The organism is Saccharothrix sp. NBAS 001 (assembly GCF_056640475.1).
In genome coordinates, this window is the sequence record NZ_CM153251.1 from 8,204,373 (window position 1) to 8,221,029 (window position 16,657).

Below are 16,657 nucleotides of genomic sequence, written 5' to 3' on the forward strand. Positions count from 1 at the left end.
GTTGTACGAACGATCGTACAATTAGTTTTCGAGTGGTCAAGGGGGCTAGCGTGGGCGGGGTGAAGGTCGACGGACGGGTGGAGCGCGGCGAGCAGACCCGGCGGCAGATCCTGCTGCGGGCGGCGGAGATCGCGTCGGTGGAGGGGCTGGAGGGGCTGTCCATCGGCCGGCTGGCCACCGAACTGGAGGTCAGCAAGAGCGGGGTGTTCGCGCACTTCGGGTCGAAGGAGGAACTCCAGCTCGCCACGGTCCGGGCGGCGGCGAAGATCTTCGTCGACGAGGTGGTCGCCCCGGCCGAGGGCGAGACCGGCCTGGCCCGGCTGGCCCGCCTGCTGGACGGCTGGCTCGACTACTCGCAGCGGCGCACGTTCCCCGGCGGCTGCTTCTTCTACTCCGTGCAGGCCGAGTTCGACGCCCGCGCCGGCCGGGTGCGCGACTCGATCGCCGAGTTCGACCGCCGCTGGGTCGAGCTGATCCGGACCTCGGCGGCGGACGTGCCCGACCTCGCGGTGGACCCGGCCCAGCTGGCGTTCGAGCTGGTCGCGTACCTGGAGCTGGCCAACGCCCGGTCCGTGCTGCACGACGACCCCGGTGCCTACGCGCGGGCCCGCACCGCCGTGCGCCAGGCGCTGGACCGGGCTACCCGGCCGTCGTGACCTTGCGCTGCGCGGCCCGCACCGCCATCCCCACCGGCAGGCTGATCAGCAGCGCCGCGCCCCAGGACAGCGCGATGGCGGCGACCGGCTCCTCCACGACCTGGCCGCCGAAGTACCCGAGCAGCGCGGTGTAGGCGCACCACAGCGCCGAGCCGACGAACGCGACCGGGACGAACCGGCGCAGCGGCCACCGCAGCGAGCCGGCCAGCAGCGCGCCCACCACCCCGCCGCCGGGCACCCACCGCACCGCGATCAGGATCGTCTCCCCGCGCGCGGCGAGCTTGTCCGCCGTCCACTCGACCACCGCGCGCGGCCCCGGCCGCCGGGTGAACCGGCGCAGCGCGGGCCGCCCCGCCCCGCGGCCGATCGAGTAGTTGACCAGGTCGGCCAGGAAGCACCCGGCCGTCGCCACCGGGATCACCGCGTACAGCGAGAACTCCCCGGACGCGGCCAGCACCCCGGTGCCGATCAACACCGCCTCCGTGGGCAGCAGCGGCACGGCGGCGACCACGAACAGCAGCAGGAGAGCGGTCATGATGGGGCAACGCTACCCGCGGCCCGATCACTCCGCCGCGACCGACCTCTTCAGCAAAGCCTCAGGTGAACGGCCCGTGACCGGTCGGATCCGGGCCGTGGACGGGCGGTGCGCACCGACCCGGTGCGCACCGCCCGACCGACCTCAGCGGTGGGCCCGGTTCAGGGCGGAGACGACCGCGCGCAGCGACGCGGAGACCGTGGAGCTGTCGATGCCGACGCCCCACAGCACCCGGTCGCCCACGGCGCACTCCAGGTAGGCGGCGGCGCGGGCGTCGTCGCCCGACGACATCGCGTGCTCCGAGTAGTCCAGCACCCGCACGTCGTAGCCGATCGTGGCCAGGGCGTCCACGAACGCGGCGATCGGGCCGTTGCCGGTGCCGGTGACCTCCTGGGTCTCGCCGTCCACGACCAGCACGGCCTTGATCTTCTCGTGGCCGCCGCCGTCCGCGGTCACCTTCTGCCGCACCAGCTTGAGCGGCACCGCCCCGTCCAGGTACTCGGTCGAGAACGAGTCCCACATGTCCTTGGGCGAGATCTCGCCGCCGTGGGTGTCGGTGACCTCCTGGATCACCCGGGAGAACTCGACCTGCAACCGGCGCGGCAGGTCCAGGTGGTGCTCGGTCTTCATCAGGTAGGCCACGCCGCCCTTGCCGGACTGCGAGTTGACCCGGATGACCGCCTCGTAGCTGCGGCCCACGTCCTTCGGGTCGATCGGCAGGTACGGGACCTCCCACGGGAACTCGTCCACGTGCTGCCCGACGGCCTTGGCGGCGTCCTCCAGGGCTTCGAGCCCCTTCTTGATCGCGTCCTGGTGCGAGCCGGAGAACGCGGTGAACACCAGGTCGCCGCCGTACGGGTGGCGCTCGGCGACCGGCAGCTGGTTGCAGTACTCGACCGTGCGCCGGACCTCGTCGATGTCGGAGAAGTCGATCTGCGGGTCGACGCCCTGGCTGAACAGGTTCATCGCCAGCGTGACCAGGCAGACGTTGCCGGTGCGCTCGCCGTTGCCGAACAGGCAGCCCTCGATCCGGTCCGCGCCCGCCAGGTAGCCCAGCTCGGCGGCGGCCACGCCGGTGCCCCGGTCGTTGTGCGGGTGCAGCGACAGGATGATCGAGTCGCGGCGGGCCAGGTTGCGCGACATCCACTCGATCGAGTCGGCGTAGACGTTCGGCGTGGCCATCTCGACGGTCGCCGGCAGGTTGACGATCAACGGCTTGTCCGGCGTCGGCTGGACGATCTCCGACACCGCGTCGCACACCTCCAGCGCGTACGACAGCTCGGTGCCGGTGTACGACTCGGGGGAGTACTCGTAGCGGAACTCGGTCTCCGGGTACTTCTTCGCCTCCTCCAGCGCGAACCGGGCGGCGTCGGTGGCGATCTTCTTGATGCCCTCGCGGTCGGACTTGAACACCACGCGGCGTTGCAGGACCGACGTCGAGTTGTAGAAGTGCACGATCGCCCTGCCCGCGCCGCGCAGCGACTCGAACGTGCGCGAGATCAGCTCGGAGCGGCACTGGGTGAGCACCTGGATGGTCACGTCCGGCGGGATCGCCCCGTCCTCGATGATCTCCCGGACGAAGTCGAAGTCGGTCTGCGACGCGGCCGGGAACCCGACCTCGATCTCCTTGTAGCCCATGCGCACCAGCAGGTCGAACATCTTGCGCTTGCGGGCGGGCGACATGGGGTCGATCAGCGCCTGGTTGCCGTCGCGCAGGTCGACCGCGCACCACAGCGGGGCCTGCGTGATCCGCTTGGTCGGCCAGGTCCGGTCGGGTACGTCGACCACCTCGACCAGCTCGTGGAACGGCCGGTAGCGGTGCACGGGCATCGAGGTGCCGCGCTGCGGGTTCCACACCGGCTGGTCGGCCGGGGCGGGGCGCGCGGGGGGACGGATGCGGCTGACGCCGGAGGTGTAGGCGTCGGGTGAGGTCGTCATGCGGTGGCTGCTCCTGCCGGGCGTGCGGGAAACGACCGGCGGCAACGCTCGACCCGCGACGGGGGGCCGGTCTGGTCAGACCCCGTCACGGCGGCGAAGCAGGAGGGCACGTGCCACGCCCACACCCTAGCCGGAATCCGTCCGGCGGTGGAACCGGGCGCCCAGATGATGGAACTTCACCCGTACGAGTTTCACTCGATCGTGGGGTGGGAATTTCTACGGCATGTCCAGATGGCGAACCCGAACCTCAACGCGCAGCGGAGGCTTCACCGCTGCCCGAGTGATCAGCGGCGTCGGCGCAGTGTTCGCGCTCATCGAGGTGCTCTACATCCTCATGATCCTCTTCGGGGCGAACCAGGCCAACGCGTTCTTCCGCTTCATCCAGCAGCTCGCGGAGCCGCTGGCACTGTTCTTCCCGGGCCTGTTCCAGCTCGGCAACGCCAACCTAGACGTCATCGTCAACTACGGCCTGGCAGCCGTGTTCTGGCTGGTAGTCACCGGCCTGCTGGCCCGCGTAGTAGCCCGCTAGACCCCCGCCAGACCCCCGCGAGCCCCTCACCGAGCCCAGCACGCCCAGCACACCCAGCAGGTCCCGCAAGCCCGGTAGCCCCCCGCGAGGTCGCGTCGGTAGGTCGAGTCTCATTTCACGTCGATCACGCTCTTCGATCGACGTGAAATGAGACTCGACCTACCGACTTCCAGGCGACCTCGCCGCCGTCTGCGAAGCAGCGGCAAATCCTACAGAGCGTTTCCCCAGGTTTCGGTGAAAGCGATCTCCGCCAAGGGCTTGCGCTCGCGCGGGCGCTGTTCGCGTGCCTGGAGGTCTTCCGGCAGAACGGCCGCGTCGCCGAGCTTTCCGATGGCGACGACCACTACCGGCACAACATCTTCGGGCAGGTTGAACGCCCGCGCCGCGGCGTCGTGGTCGAAGCCGCCCATCTGGTGGGTCACCAGACCGAGGTCGACGGCTTGCAGCACCAGGTTCTGCACGGCCAGTCCCAGCCCGAACTCGGTGTTGGGCACCGGTCCGCGCTCGTCGGTGGTCGCCCGCGCGGCGAGCAGCAGCACCGACGCCCGCCACGCCCACGTCTGGTTGCCGGGTCGCAGCACGTCGAAGATCCGCTGGAACGTGGTGTCGCCCCGGTGCCCCACGACGAACCGGGCGGGCTGGGTGTTGCCGTGCGAGGGCGCCCACCGGGCGGCCTCCAGCAGCAGGGTCAGGTCGGCTGGGTCCACGGTCGCGTCCGCGTCGAACGCGCGCGGGCTCCAGCGGTCGGCGATGATCCGGTTGAGTTCCATCAGATCGCATACTGCCAAGCGGTGATGGCGTACGCGCCGAACCACGCGCTGAACACCACGATCCCGCCGAGCACGGCCACCGCCGTCGTGGTCCGCCGCCGCGCCAGCGCCAGCGCCACCGGGATCAGCAGGGTGAACGCGGGCAGCAGCAGCCGCGCCTTGGAGTTCATCAGCCCGTTGGACCCGAGGTCCATGGCCAGCACGCCCACCCCGTACACCACCAGCGGCCACTCCAGCCCGCGCCGGACGCCGAGCACCACCAGCGCGATCGCCACCACCAGGAACCACACCGTGGCCAGTTCCAGCACCGACCTCGGGTCGCCCAGCACGAGCAGCGCGAACTTCCAGGTGGCCGCGCCGCCGTCGAACCGGGAGTCCCAGCCTTCCCGCTGCACCGCGAACCAGCCGTCCCACTGGCCGGTGCGCACCGCCACGTACCCGAGGTAGCCGAGCAGCCCCAGCGGGGCGATCGCCGCGCCCAGCCACGGTCGGACGCCGTCCTTGCGGGTGAGGATGGCGACCGCGGCCGCCGCGCACACCGCGAGGACCAGGGCCGCCGCCGTGGGCCGCACCAGCCCCGCCGCCGCGCAGCACAGGCCCGCGAGCACCCACCGCCGTTCCACCACGCCGACCAGCGACCACGCCGCCAGCGCGCAGAACGTGGCCTCCGAGTAGGTCATCGACAGCACGACCGCCATCGGCGACGCGGCGAACAGCACCACCAGGACCAGCCCGGCCCGGTTCGACCCGCCGAACACGTGCCGCCCCAGCCGGTGCAGCCCGTACGCGCAGAACAGCCCGCTCACCAGCGACACCGCGAACGCCGCGCCGACCACCGAGACGCCGGGCAGCCCGTCGGCCCACCGCACCAGCGCCGGGTAGCCGGGGAAGAACGCCAGCGGCGTCTCGTCGGTGCGCCGGGAGAACGCGTCGACCAGGGCGCGGTCCACGTTCGCGTAGCCGCCCTCGGCGATGCCCAGGAACCACTGCCCGTCCCACGACGTGAGAGCCCGCGTGACGTCCTTGTTCCACCGCTCGGCCATCAGCTGGAGCGCCAGCAGGCCGCTCTCGCGCACCGCCAGGTAGAGCACGGCGGGCGCGAGCGCCAAGGTCACCCGGTGTCTGGCCGCGCGCGCCAGCCGCTCGCGCACCGGCACGGGTGCGGCCTCCGGCTCCACGGGGACGGCCTCCAGGGTTGACACGACCATGAGGGTAGTGCCCGTCACGGTCGCCGCTGTCCACCTCGCGGGACGGGTAGTCTGCCCTTCGAGCTGGGGTTTCCCGCTCAGGCATCGGCTCGGAGGGAGAGGATCTGTGGCGCTCGTCGTCCAGAAGTACGGCGGTTCCTCGGTCGGGAACGCCGAGCGGATCAAACGGGTGGCCGAGCGCATCGTCGCGACCCGCAAGGCGGGCAACGACGTCGTGGTGGCCGTCTCCGCGATGGGCGACACGACCGACGAGCTGCTCGACCTCGCCCGCCAGGTGTCCCCGGTGCCGCCCGCCCGCGAGATGGACATGCTGCTCACCTCCGGCGAGCGCATCTCCATGTCGCTGCTGGCGATGGCGATCCACTCGCTGGGTGCCCAGGCGCGCTCGTACACCGGCTCGCAGGCCGGCGTGATCACCACGTCCGTGCACGGCAAGGCGCGCATCATCGACGTGACGCCCAGCCGCATCCAGGACGCGCTGACCGACGGCGCCATCGCGATCGTCGCGGGCTTCCAGGGCGTGAGCCAGGACAGCAAGGAGATCACCACGCTCGGCCGGGGCGGCACCGACACCACCGCGGTGGCGTTGGCGGCGGCCCTGAAAGCCGACGTGTGCGAGATCTACACCGACGTGGACGGCGTGTTCACCGCCGACCCGCGCATCGTGCCGAACGCCCGGCGGCTGGAGACCATCACCTACGAGGAGATGCTCGAAATGGCGGCGTGCGGGGCCAAGGTGCTCATGCTCCGCTGCGTCGAGTACGCCCGCCGCTACGGCGTCCCGGTGCACGTCCGATCTTCGTTCAGCAACAAGCCCGGGACCATCGTGTCCGGGTCAGTGGAGGACCTTCCCGTGGAACAGGCGATGATCACCGGCGTCGCGCACGACCGGTCCGAGGCCAAGGTGACCGTGACCGCGGTCCCCGACCACCCCGGCGTGGCGGCCCGGATCTTCCGGGTCGTGGCCGAGGCGGAACTCGACATCGACATGGTCGTGCAGAACGTCTCCCAGGCCATGTCCGGCCGCACCGACGTGACCTTCACGCTGTCGAAGGACGACGGGCCGCGCGCGGTGGCGGCGCTGGAGAAGGTGCGCGAGGAGATCGGCTTCGAGGCGGTCCTCTACGACGACCACGTGGGCAAGGTGTCGCTGATCGGCGCGGGGATGCGGTCGCACCCCGGCGTGACGGCGACCTTCTGCGAGGCGCTGGCCACGGCCGGCGTCAACATCGAGATCATCTCGACTTCGGAGATCCGAATCTCGGTCATCTGCCGCGACACCCAGTTGGACGACGCGGTGCGTGCGCTGCACGACGCGTTCGAGTTGGGTGGGGACGAAGAGGCCGTGGTGTACGCGGGGAGTGGACGATGAGCCCGACTCTCGCCCTGGTGGGCGCGACCGGTGCCGTGGGCACCGTCATGATCGACATCATCAACGGCCGCGCGTCGGTGCCGTGGGGCGAGATCAGGCTGATCGCCTCGGCCCGCTCGGCGGGCAAGAAGATCACCGTGCGGGGCGAAGAGCTGACCGTGGTCGCGCTGTCGCCCGAGGCGTTCGACGGCGTCGACATCGCGATGTTCGACGTGCCGGACGAGGTGTCCGCGCAGTGGGCCCCGATCGCGGCCGAGCGCGGCGCGGTGGCGGTCGACAACTCCGGGGCGTTCCGGATGGACCCGGAGGTGCCGCTGGTGGTGCCGGAGGTGAACGCGGACGCGATCTCCGCGCGCCCCAAGGGGATCATCGCGAACCCGAACTGCACGACGCTGTCCATGATGGCCGCGCTCGGCGCGCTGCACCGCGAGTTCGGGCTGCGCGAGCTGGTCGTGGCGTCCTACCAGGCGGCGTCCGGCGGCGGCCAGTCGGCGATCGACCGGCTCTACGGCGAGCTGGAGGCGTTGGCGGGCAAGCAGGTCGGCGTCCGCGCCGGCGACGTGCGGGAGGCGCTGGAGGCGGCCGGCCTGCCGGTGGCCGAGTCGCCGTTCCCGGCTCCGCTGGCGCTCAACGTGGTGCCGTGGGCGGGTTCGCTCAAGGACGACGGCTGGACCAGCGAGGAGCTGAAGGTCCGCAACGAGTCGCGCAAGATCCTCGGCATCCCGGACCTGAAGGTGTCGGCGACGTGCGTGCGGGTGCCCGTGGTGACCACGCACTCGTTGGCCGTGCACGCGACGTTCGCCCGTGAGGTGACCGTCGAGCAGGCGCACAAGATCCTCGCCGAGCAGCCGACCATCGTGCTGGTGGACGACCCGGCGGCGAAGAAGTTCCCGACGCCGGTGGACGTCGTCGGCGAGGACCCGACGTACGTGGGCCGGGTGCGCCAGGCGCTGGACTTCCCGAACACGCTGGACTTCTTCGTGTGCGGCGACAACCTGCGCAAGGGCGCGGCGCTCAACACCTACGAGATCGCGGAGGAGCTGGTCGGCCGCCTGTAGCCGGCCACCCCCTCGCCCGACCCCGTCCGTCCCGGTCCGCCGGGTTCGGGCGGGGTCGTCGCGGTCGGGTGCGGGGTAGGTTCGCAGCATGGCGGAGGCGGTGCTGGCGGTCGACCTCGGTACGACGGCGACCAAGGTCATCGCGGTCGACCGGGACGCGCGCGTGGTCGGGTCCGCCGAGCACGGTTACCCGATGCGCACCACGCCGTCCGGCGAGGCGACGCACGACCCCGACGTGGTGCTGCGGGCCGCGCTCCGGGCGCTGGCCGAGGTCGCCGCGCAGGGGCACCGGGTGCGCGCGCTGGTGCTGACCGGCGCGATGCACACGTTGCTGGGGCTCGATTCCGCCGGCGTACCGGTCACCCCGTCGTTGAGCTGGGCCGACAACCGGGCGGTGGCCGAGGCGTCCGCCCTGCGCGGCACGGCCGAGGGGCGCGCGCTGCACCGCGCCACCGGCACGCCCGTGCACCCCATGTCGCCGCTGGTGAAGCTCGCCTGGTTCACCGCGCGCGGGACCACCGCGGCTTCGTGGTGCGGGCTCAAGGACTACGTCGCCCTGCGGCTGACCGGCCGGCTGGTCACCGAGCACTCGTCCGCGTCCGGCAGCGGCCTGATGGACCTGCGGGCGCTGGCCTGGCACCCCGGCGCGCTGGCCTTCGCCGGGGTGCGCGCGGCGGCGTTGCCCGAACTCCTGCCGCCCACGGCGGCGTTCCCGCTGGTCCTCGACGTGCCCGGGGTCCCGCGCGGGGTGCCGGTGGTGCTCGGCGGTGGTGACGGGCCGATGGCGAACCTCGGGGTCGGCGCGGTGGTGCCGGGCGTCGCGGCGGTGTCGATGGGGACCAGCGGGGCGCTGCGGGTGGTGCGCGACGAGCCCGCCGTGGACGAGCGGGGCCGGGTGTTCTGCTACGCCGTCGCCGACGGGCTGTGGGTGCTGGGCGGCGCGGTGAGCAACGGCGGCGTCGTCGCGCAATGGGCCGCCGACACGTTCCAGGCCGACGTGGCGACGCTGCTGCGCGAGGCCGCGACCGTGCCGCCGGGGGCGTCGGGCGTGGTCGCGCTGCCGTACCTGCTGGGCGAGCGGGCCCCGTGGTGGGACCCGGACGCGCGGTCGGCGCTGATCGGGGTGCGGCGGGAGCACGGGCGCGCGGAGATCACCCGCGCGCTGGTGGAGGGCGTGGCGCAGCAGATGGCGCTGGTGCTCGACGCGGTCCGCTCGGTGGCCGAGGTGCACGCCGTGCGGGTGACGGGCGGCGCGTTCCGCAGCGACCTGTGGGCGTCGGTGCTCGCGTCGGCGCTCGGGCTGGACCTCGAACTCGCCGAGGACAGCGAGGGCTCGGGCGTCGGCGCGGCGCTGCTGGCGTGGCACGCGCTGGGCGAGTTCCCGGACCTGCGCGCGGCGGCGACGTTGATCCGGCCGACCCGGGTGATCCACCCCGACGCCGCGGCGGCGGGCCACTACGCGGCGCACCGCCCGGCCCTCGAACGGCTCCACCACGCGTTGCGCGAACTCGATCCGCGATAAGTCCGCTATTCGCGCCGGTCTCGAATAGATCGCCGATATCACCGATAACCGGAGTGCTGCTCGCGTTGTCCGGCACCCGTTTCCCGGGTCGTGTGGTCGAGTACCCGCGAGGAAAGCGTATGGTTATTTCCGGGGGCCTCGACCGAGCATGCGAACTGGAGGACGGGTGACCCAGCCCGCTTGGCGTTTCTACGAGGCCCCCGGCGGCGGCAGTCCGGTCGACAAAGAACTCGGGGTCGCACTCGGGAACGACGAACGCGGTCGGGTCCGGCTGGCCGGCCTGATGAACCGGATCGCCGCCGGGGAGACGCTGCCGCGCGATGTCAAAGATCTGAAACGCGGTCTGTTCGAAGCCCGGCTCACCCATCGCGGGAGTGAGTACCGCCTTTTCTTCACCCGGTCGGCCGATGGCCTGGTGCTGCTCGCCCTCCTTTTCACGGGCAAGAAGCGGCGCATCGTCCCACGAGAGGTTGAACTTGCCCGGCGACGGCTCCTGGACTGGGCCGGTCGGGTGTAACGTCCGGTCGCCCACTGGCGATATCGGTCCAGACCGATGCATCATGTGTTCCACGGAGCGAGGAGGACGCGATGTCCGACGAGCTGTTCGGTCTGCTCGGCCTGGACCCGGACGACCCCGGAGTCGTGGCCGCCACCGAGGACGACGTCAACCTGGCCGACTTCATGCGCTGCCTGTTCGAGCTGCGCACCCACCTCGGCCTGAGCCAGAAGCAGGTGGCCGAGCGGATGGGCACCACCCAGTCGGCCGTGTCCGACCTGGAGCGCACCGCGGTAGACCCCCGGCTGAGCACCCTCCAGCGGTACGCGCGGGCCACCGGTGCCGCGCTGAGGCTGGTCGCGATCCCGGTCGACGGCGAGTGGAACGGCGACGCCCGGTTCGTGGCGCGGACCCGGGTGGCCAACCCCGGCGCCCACGCCGCGCGGCGCAACCGCCCGTTCCGGGTGGTCGTGCGCAACGTCGAGGACGGGCTGCTGAGTGCCTAGCGTGCGGCCCGCCGACCTCGAACGGATGGTCACCGAGGTCGAGTTCGACGATCTGCGCTTCTTCGAGATATCCGCGCGGGCCCGCGCCGGTTTCACGTTGGCCGAACCCGAGGCCCGGGACGACGCTCCCGCAGATATGCGGGTGCAGGTCCGGATCAGGCCGCAGGAATTGGGTATCCGGGTCCGCACCAGCCTGCTCACCGAAGACGCCGAGGTGCACGCGGACGCGGTGGTCACCTACGTCGCGAAGGGAATTCTGGGTTATCCCCCGGAGTTGGTCGCGCGGTTCGTCACCCAGGTCGGCATAAAGACCCTCTTCCCCTTTTTGCGGGAAGCGGTGGCGGAGGCCACCCGGCGGGTGGGCGTCGAACCCCACATGCTCGGCGTGTTCCGGCCCGACGAGATCGACGTGGGCGACCAGTTGACGTCGGAGATCGCGCGTTCCCAGGCGAGCGTCGGGAAAACCGCGGACTGACCCGTTTTCCCAAGTGCCGGGAACGGGCCCGGCTTTGTCCTAACGTGGTGGCATGACGGTTCCCGCGTGGGCGTACGAGAAGGTCGAGGTGCACCCCCACGACCCGGGCTGGGCGGTGCGGGCCGAGGCGGAGCGGGCCCGGCTGGTCGAGGTGCTCGGGGCGTGGCTGGTGGACGGGGTGGCGCACGTCGGCTCCACGGCGGTGCCGGGGTTGGCGGCCAAGCCGGTGGTCGACCTGATGGCGTCGGTGTCCGACCGGGACGCCGTGGTGGGCGCGCTGGTCGCGGACGGGTGGGCGCACGTGCCGCCGGAGCTGGACCTCCAGGACTGGCGGCGGTTCTTCGTGCGGCCGGACGCCACGGGCCGGCACCGCAGCGCCCACCTGCACGTCGTCCTGGCCGGCCACCCGCGCTGGGCCGACCAGCTCGCCTTCCGCGACGCGCTGCGCCGCGACGAGCCCCTCCGCGACCGCTACCAGGCCCTGAAGCTGGACCTCGCGCACCGCTTCGGCGACGACCGGGAGACCTACACCGCGACCAAGGGCGAGTTCATCGAGGCAGCGCTGCGCGCGGTGCGCGGCTCCTGACCGTCAGCGCCATCGAGCCCGCGGCGATCGCCACCGCGCCCAGCCCCGCCACGAAGTACCCCCAGCCGGGCGACGAGTGGTCGATCACGAACCCGGCGAACGGCGCGCCGAGCGCCGCGCCCAGCGTGAACGCCGAGCCCTGCAACCCCATCGCCTCGCCGCGCGCCGAACCGGGCGTCAGCCGGGTGATCGCCTCGCCCGTCCCGGCGATGGTCGGCGCGCACAGGAAGTTCGTCGGCACCAGCGCGAGCGCCAGCAGCCACGGCGTCGCGCCGAACAGCCCGATCGGCACCGCGAGCACGCCCATCAGGCCCATCATCACCCACACCGGCGGCACCCGGCTGAGCCCGCCGTAGACGAACCCGCCGATCAGCGACGCCACGCACATGACCGCGATCAGCCCGCCGGTCCAGTCGGTCAGCCCCATGCCGCGCATGCTGGCGACCACCGCGACCTCGACCCCGGACAGCACGAACGTCGCGCCGCCCGCGCTGATCAGCACGCCGACCACCCGCCCGGTCAGCCACTCGGCGCGCGGCACCGGCGCGCCGTGGTCCACGTCGTCGCGCACGGGCGGGTTCACCGCGTACAGGACCAGCCCGAACACCACCATCGACGCGCCGATCGCCCACATCGCCACCCGGCTGTGCCAGTGCGTGGTGAGCAACACCCCGAGCGCCGGGCCCGCCATGAAGGCCACCTCGACGGCCATCGAGTCCATCGCCAGCGCGGTCCGCCGGCCCTCCTCGGCGACCAGCGCGGTGGTGATCTGCCGGCCGATCTGCATGACCGGCATCACCGCGATCCCGGACACGAAGCAGGTGACCAGCAGCACCTCGAACGGCAGGAACGGGGCGATGAACCAGAACAGCGCCTCGGAGACCATCGACAGCGCGAGCATCGCGCGCAGCCCGCGCCGGTCGGTCAGCCGCCCCATCAGCGGCGCGCCGACCGCGATGCCGATCGTGGCCATCGCGCCGACCAGGCCCGCCGCGCCGTAGCCGCGTTCCAGGCTGAGCAGCACGTGCATGGTGATCGTCATGCCCGCCGCCGTCGCCGGTATCCGCGCGACCAGCATCAGCAGCATCAGGGACGGCAGCCGGGGCGTGCGCAGGACGGCGAGGTAGGGGGCGAGGTTCACCAGCCCATCTTCACCCGTCCTGGCAAGGGGTTTAACCGCTCGTTTTCTTGACTGATTCCAGAAAGCATGGTGGAGTGGTGGAGCTATGACCCCAGGACCACGTGAACTGCTCAAGGAAGCCGGGTTGCGCGTCACCGCGCCCCGGCTCGCGGTCCTCGACTGGCTCGCCGAGCACCCCCACGCGACCGCCGACCAGGTCGCGGACGGCGTGCGGGTCAGGCTGGGGACCGTGTCCACGCAGGCCGTCTACGACGTGCTCAACGCGTGCGCGCGGACCGGCCTGCTGCGCCGCATCGAACCCGCCGGACACCCGGCGCGCTACGAGACGCGGATCGGCGACAACCACCACCACCTCGTGTGCAGGCACTGCGGGAGGACCGAGGACGTCGACTGCGTCCACGGCGCCGCGCCCTGCCTGGAGCCGTCGGACACGGCCGGTTTCGCGGTGGACGAGGCGGAGGTCCTGTTCTGGGGTACGTGTCCGGACTGTCGTCCGGCCACCTGACTGCCGCACCCCCACAGAAGGAGCTATCAGCGTGACCGACGTGCGTCACACGACCAACAACGCAGGCATCCCGGTAGCCAGCGACGACCACTCGCTGACGCTGGGTGCGAACGGCCCCATCCTGCTCCAGGACCACTACCTGATCGAGAAGAACGCCCAGTTCAACCGCGAGCGCGTGCCCGAGCGGGTCGTGCACGCCAAGGGCGGGGGCGCGTTCGGGCACTTCGAGACCACCGAGGACGTCAGCCGCTACACCAAGGCCGCGCTGTTCCAGCCGGGCGCGAAGACCGAGACGCTGCTGCGCTTCTCGACCGTCGCCGGTGAGCTGGGCTCGCCCGACACCTGGCGCGACCCGCGGGGGTTCGCGCTGAAGTTCTACACCACCGAGGGCAACTACGACCTGGTCGGCAACAACACCCCGGTGTTCTTCCTGCGCGACCCGATCAAGTTCCCGGACTTCATCCGGTCCCAGAAGCGCCGCGCCGACAACGGCCGCCGCGACCACGACATGCAGTGGGACTTCTGGACGTTGCAGCCGCAGACCGCCCACCAGGTGACCTGGCTGATGGGCGACCGGGGCATCCCCAAGACCTGGCGGCACCAGAACGGCTACGGCTCGCACACCTACCTGTGGGAGAACGCGGCCGGCGAGAAGTTCTGGGTGAAGTACCACTTCAAGACCGACCAGGGCATCGAGACGCTGACCTCGGACGAGGCCGCCCGGATCGCCGGCGAGGACGCCGACGCGCACCGCGCCGACCTGTGGCACGCCATCGAGCGCGGCGAGTTCCCGTCGTGGACGCTCAAGGTCCAGGTCATGCCGTACGCGGACGCGGCGGGCTACCGGTTCAACCCGTTCGACCTGACCAAGGTCTGGCCGCACGCGGACTACCCGCTGATCACGGTCGGCAAGCTGGTCCTCGACCGGAACCCGGCGGACTACTTCGCCGAGATCGAGCAGGCCGCGTTCGAGCCCACCAACCTGGTGCCCGGCATCGGCACGTCCCCGGACAAGATGCTGATCGGCCGCATCTTCTCCTACCCCGACGCGCACCGGTACCGGATCGGCGCGAACTACGCGCAGCTCCCGGTGAACCGGCCGAAGTCCCCGGTGAACTCGTACGCCAAGGACGGCGCGATGCGCTACACCAACGCGTCCGACCCGGTCTACGCCCCGAACTCCTACGGCGGCCCGCACGCGAGCGCCGCGTCGGCGGGCGAGACCACCTCCGCGTACGGCGTGGAGGACGAGGTCGTGCGCTCGGCGTACCGGCTGCACGCCGAGGACGACGACTTCGGCCAGGCGGGCACCCTGGTCCGCGAGGTCATGGACGACGCCCAGCGCGAGCGCCTGGTCCGCAACGTGATCAGCCACGCGTCCAACGGCGTGTCCGCGCCGGTGCTGGAGCGCGTGTTCGAGTACTGGCGCAGCATCGACAAGGAGACCGGCGACAAGATCGCCGCCGCCTTCGGCAAGTGACGCGCCAAGCGACGCGGTGAGGACGGGGAGGGGCCGGCCGGCCCCTCCCCGTCACGCCGTCCCGGCCACGCCCTTGCGCGCGTTGGCCAGGGCCAGCCCGGTGCGCAGCGCGCCGACCGCCTCCGCCACGGCCTCCCGGAACACGCCGCCCACCCCGAGGATGTTCGCGTAGCCGTGGAACAGCCCCTCGTGCCGCCGCAGCACGACCGGGACGCCCTGCGCCGCGAGCTTGTCCGCGAACGCCTCGCCCTCGTCGCGCAACGGGTCGAAGCCGGCGGTCGCCAGGTAGGTCGGCGGCAGGCCGCTGAGGTCCTCGGCCAGCAGCACCGACAGCCGGGGGTCGGCGTGCACCGAGCGGGACGGGGCGTAGTGGTCGAGGAACCAGTCCATCTTGCGGTCGGTCAGGAAGAAGCCCTCGCCGAAGATCTCCCGCGACCGCCGCCGCACCGTGGCGTCCACCGCCGGGTAGAACAGCAGCAGGAACACCGGCTTCACCGCGCCCGCGTGCAGCGCCGTCACGGCCGCCAGGTTGCCGCCCGCGCTGTCGCCGCCGATCGCGATCCGCGCCGGGTCGACGCGCAGGTCCGCGGCGTTGGCCACGGCCCACTCGAACGCCGTGCGGGCGTCGTCGGCCGCCGCCGGGAACGGGTGCTCGGGGGCCAGCCGGTAATCCGCCGCCAGCACCCGCACGCCCGCCTCCACGGCCAGGAACCGGCACAGGTTGTCGTGGCTGTCCAGGTCGCCGCTGACCCAGCCGCCACCGTGGTAGAAGACCAGCAGCGGCGAACCCCCGGGCAGGCCGTGCGGGGTGTAGAACCGGCCGCCGACGCCGTCCAGGTCGACCGCGCGGACCGACACGCCCTCGACCACCGGGCCGGACACCAGGGCGTTGCTCCTGGTCAGCGCCGCGCGGTTGGCCGCCGGGGTGGTGGTCCGCCAGTCCTCGCCGCTGAGCTGCTGCAACCGCAGCAGCAGGTGGGCCTCGGGGTGCAGGCGCTGGCCGTCCAGGGTGATCGGCGGGCCGGTGATCAGCTTGCGCAGCGGCCCGGGCAGGCCGAACGCGAAGCGCAGGGCACCGGCCAGGACGCCGGGGGGCAACGACTCGGCGAGCTTCGACATGAGACGCACGTTACTCGTGGGTAGGCCCCGCGACCAGGCATTGGACCTCCAGCTAGGTCGAGGTGGCAGGATCGTGGACATGACGGTCACGGTGGTGGGTATCGGCGGTTCGCTGCGCCCCGATTCGCAGTCGGAGCGCGCCATGCGGATCGCGCTGTCCGGCGCGGCGGACGCGGGTGCCAAGGTCATCGAGGTCAGCGGACCCGACCTGGTGCTGCCGTTCTACGACCCCGCCGTGGCCGAACGCCCGGACAACGCCCGCCGGCTGGTCGAGGCGCTGCGGCGGGCCGACGGCGTGGTGCTCGTCTCGCCCGGCTACCACGGCACGGTGTCCGGCCTGGTCAAGAACGCCCTGGACTACGTCGAGGACATGCGCGAGGACCCCCGGGTCTACCTCGACGGCCGGGCGGTCGGCTGCGTGGCCGCCGCGCGCGGCTGGCAGGCGTCGGTGACCACGCTGACCGCGCTGCGCTCCATCGTGCACGCGCTGCGCGGCTGGCCCACCCCGCTCGGCTCGGCGATCAACTCCCGCGAGGTCGAGTTCGACCTCGAAGGGGGCTGTTCGGATCCCACGGTCGCGGCCACTTTGCGCACGATCGGGCGACAGGTGGCCGAGTTCGCCATGTCACAGGCCGGTTGACGGCTGTACTGGGCGGGTACGCCTGGACCGGCGTGAGCTGCCGCACCACCCGGTGTGGTCCGGTGCGAACCGGGTGTTGAGGGGGGCAGGAACCCCCCTGGACCACCGGCTCGAAGGAGAA

General features: G+C 71.8%; 18 protein-coding genes. 12 read left to right on the forward strand and 6 right to left on the reverse strand.

Annotated elements, in window-relative coordinates:
* Positions 1-59: 59 nt before the first annotated feature.
* Positions 60-656 carry a TetR/AcrR family transcriptional regulator gene (locus tag AC0HI0_RS36210; RefSeq protein WP_480927972.1) on the forward strand — a complete coding sequence of 199 codons (597 nt, stop codon included), beginning with the start codon at positions 60-62 and terminating at the stop codon, positions 654-656.
* Here AC0HI0_RS36210 and AC0HI0_RS36215 read toward each other — a convergent pair.
* Together AC0HI0_RS36215 and leuA are read right to left on the reverse strand one after the other, a co-directional pair.
* Positions 640-1,191 carry a DedA family protein gene (locus AC0HI0_RS36215; RefSeq protein ID WP_480927973.1) on the reverse strand — a complete coding sequence of 184 codons (552 nt, stop codon included), beginning with the start codon at positions 1,189-1,191 and terminating at the stop codon, positions 640-642. The two genes, AC0HI0_RS36210 and AC0HI0_RS36215, sit on opposite strands and share 17 nt — an antisense overlap.
* Positions 1,192-1,335: 144 nt before the next feature.
* Entirely contained in the window at positions 1,336-3,129 is a 1,794-nt protein-coding gene (gene leuA, locus AC0HI0_RS36220) for a 2-isopropylmalate synthase (RefSeq protein WP_480927974.1), read from the reverse strand.
* A gap of 223 nt (positions 3,130-3,352) precedes the next feature.
* Here leuA and AC0HI0_RS36225 point away from each other — a divergent pair, with 223 nt between their 5' ends.
* Positions 3,353-3,658, forward strand: coding sequence for a hypothetical protein (locus AC0HI0_RS36225; protein WP_480927975.1), 306 nt, complete (start codon positions 3,353-3,355; stop codon positions 3,656-3,658).
* A 209-nt stretch (positions 3,659-3,867) separates the two neighbouring features.
* On the opposite strand, the gene AC0HI0_RS36230 is transcribed toward AC0HI0_RS36225, so the two are convergent.
* Both AC0HI0_RS36230 and AC0HI0_RS36235 read right to left on the reverse strand, forming a co-directional pair.
* Complete coding sequence (locus AC0HI0_RS36230) at positions 3,868-4,428, reverse strand: nitroreductase family protein (protein WP_480927976.1); 561 nt, start codon at positions 4,426-4,428, stop codon at positions 3,868-3,870.
* A complete protein-coding gene (locus tag AC0HI0_RS36235) occupies positions 4,428-5,636 on the reverse strand; it encodes a hypothetical protein (protein ID WP_480927977.1) in 1,209 nt (402 codons plus the stop codon). Before AC0HI0_RS36235 ends, AC0HI0_RS36230 begins: the two co-directional genes overlap by 1 nt.
* A gap of 106 nt (positions 5,637-5,742) precedes the next feature.
* On the opposite strand from AC0HI0_RS36235, the gene AC0HI0_RS36240 reads away from it, so the two are divergent.
* The 7 genes from AC0HI0_RS36240 (at position 5,743) to AC0HI0_RS36270 (ending at position 11,651) form a co-directional block, all read left to right on the forward strand.
* Complete coding sequence (locus AC0HI0_RS36240; protein ID WP_480927978.1) at positions 5,743-7,008, forward strand: aspartate kinase; 1,266 nt, start codon at positions 5,743-5,745, stop codon at positions 7,006-7,008.
* On the forward strand, positions 7,005-8,066 hold the full coding sequence (locus AC0HI0_RS36245) for an aspartate-semialdehyde dehydrogenase (RefSeq protein ID WP_480927979.1): 1,062 nt from the start codon (positions 7,005-7,007) through the stop codon (positions 8,064-8,066). Before AC0HI0_RS36240 ends, AC0HI0_RS36245 begins: the two co-directional genes overlap by 4 nt.
* An 88-nt stretch (positions 8,067-8,154) precedes the next feature.
* Positions 8,155-9,588 (forward strand): gluconokinase, encoded by a 1,434-nt coding sequence (locus AC0HI0_RS36250; protein ID WP_480927980.1) that lies wholly within the window; start codon positions 8,155-8,157, stop codon positions 9,586-9,588.
* A 166-nt stretch (positions 9,589-9,754) separates the two neighbouring features.
* On the forward strand, positions 9,755-10,105 hold the full coding sequence (locus AC0HI0_RS36255; protein WP_480927981.1) for a type II toxin-antitoxin system RelE/ParE family toxin: 351 nt from the start codon (positions 9,755-9,757) through the stop codon (positions 10,103-10,105).
* A gap of 71 nt (positions 10,106-10,176) precedes the next feature.
* Positions 10,177-10,590 (forward strand): helix-turn-helix domain-containing protein, encoded by a 414-nt coding sequence (locus AC0HI0_RS36260; RefSeq protein WP_480927982.1) that lies wholly within the window; start codon positions 10,177-10,179, stop codon positions 10,588-10,590.
* Positions 10,583-11,065, forward strand: coding sequence for a hypothetical protein (locus AC0HI0_RS36265; RefSeq protein ID WP_480927983.1), 483 nt, complete (start codon positions 10,583-10,585; stop codon positions 11,063-11,065). The genes AC0HI0_RS36260 and AC0HI0_RS36265 overlap by 8 nt, the downstream gene beginning before the upstream one ends.
* 52 nt (positions 11,066-11,117) lie before the next feature.
* Positions 11,118-11,651, forward strand: coding sequence for a GrpB family protein (locus AC0HI0_RS36270; RefSeq protein WP_480927984.1), 534 nt, complete (start codon positions 11,118-11,120; stop codon positions 11,649-11,651).
* Here the strand turns inward: AC0HI0_RS36270 and AC0HI0_RS36275 are convergent.
* Positions 11,614-12,792: an MFS transporter gene (locus AC0HI0_RS36275; RefSeq protein WP_480927985.1), complete on the reverse strand. Its 1,179-nt coding sequence runs from the start codon at positions 12,790-12,792 to the stop codon at positions 11,614-11,616. The two genes, AC0HI0_RS36270 and AC0HI0_RS36275, sit on opposite strands and share 38 nt — an antisense overlap.
* A gap of 85 nt (positions 12,793-12,877) precedes the next feature.
* Between AC0HI0_RS36275 and AC0HI0_RS36280 the strand changes: the two genes are divergently transcribed.
* On the forward strand, positions 12,878-13,297 hold the full coding sequence (locus AC0HI0_RS36280) for a Fur family transcriptional regulator (RefSeq protein ID WP_480927986.1): 420 nt from the start codon (positions 12,878-12,880) through the stop codon (positions 13,295-13,297).
* A 31-nt stretch (positions 13,298-13,328) separates the two neighbouring features.
* Complete coding sequence (locus AC0HI0_RS36285; protein ID WP_480927987.1) at positions 13,329-14,777, forward strand: catalase; 1,449 nt, start codon at positions 13,329-13,331, stop codon at positions 14,775-14,777.
* Between the two features lie 51 nt (positions 14,778-14,828).
* On the opposite strand, the gene AC0HI0_RS36290 is transcribed toward AC0HI0_RS36285, so the two are convergent.
* A complete protein-coding gene (locus AC0HI0_RS36290; RefSeq protein ID WP_480927988.1) occupies positions 14,829-15,896 on the reverse strand; it encodes an alpha/beta hydrolase in 1,068 nt (355 codons plus the stop codon).
* Between the two features lie 79 nt (positions 15,897-15,975).
* Here AC0HI0_RS36290 and AC0HI0_RS36295 point away from each other — a divergent pair, with 79 nt between their 5' ends.
* The gene (locus tag AC0HI0_RS36295; RefSeq protein ID WP_480927989.1) at positions 15,976-16,536 is read left to right on the forward strand and encodes an NADPH-dependent FMN reductase; all 561 of its coding nucleotides are present in this window, start codon (positions 15,976-15,978) and stop codon (positions 16,534-16,536) included.
* Positions 16,537-16,657: the final 121 nt, after the last annotated feature.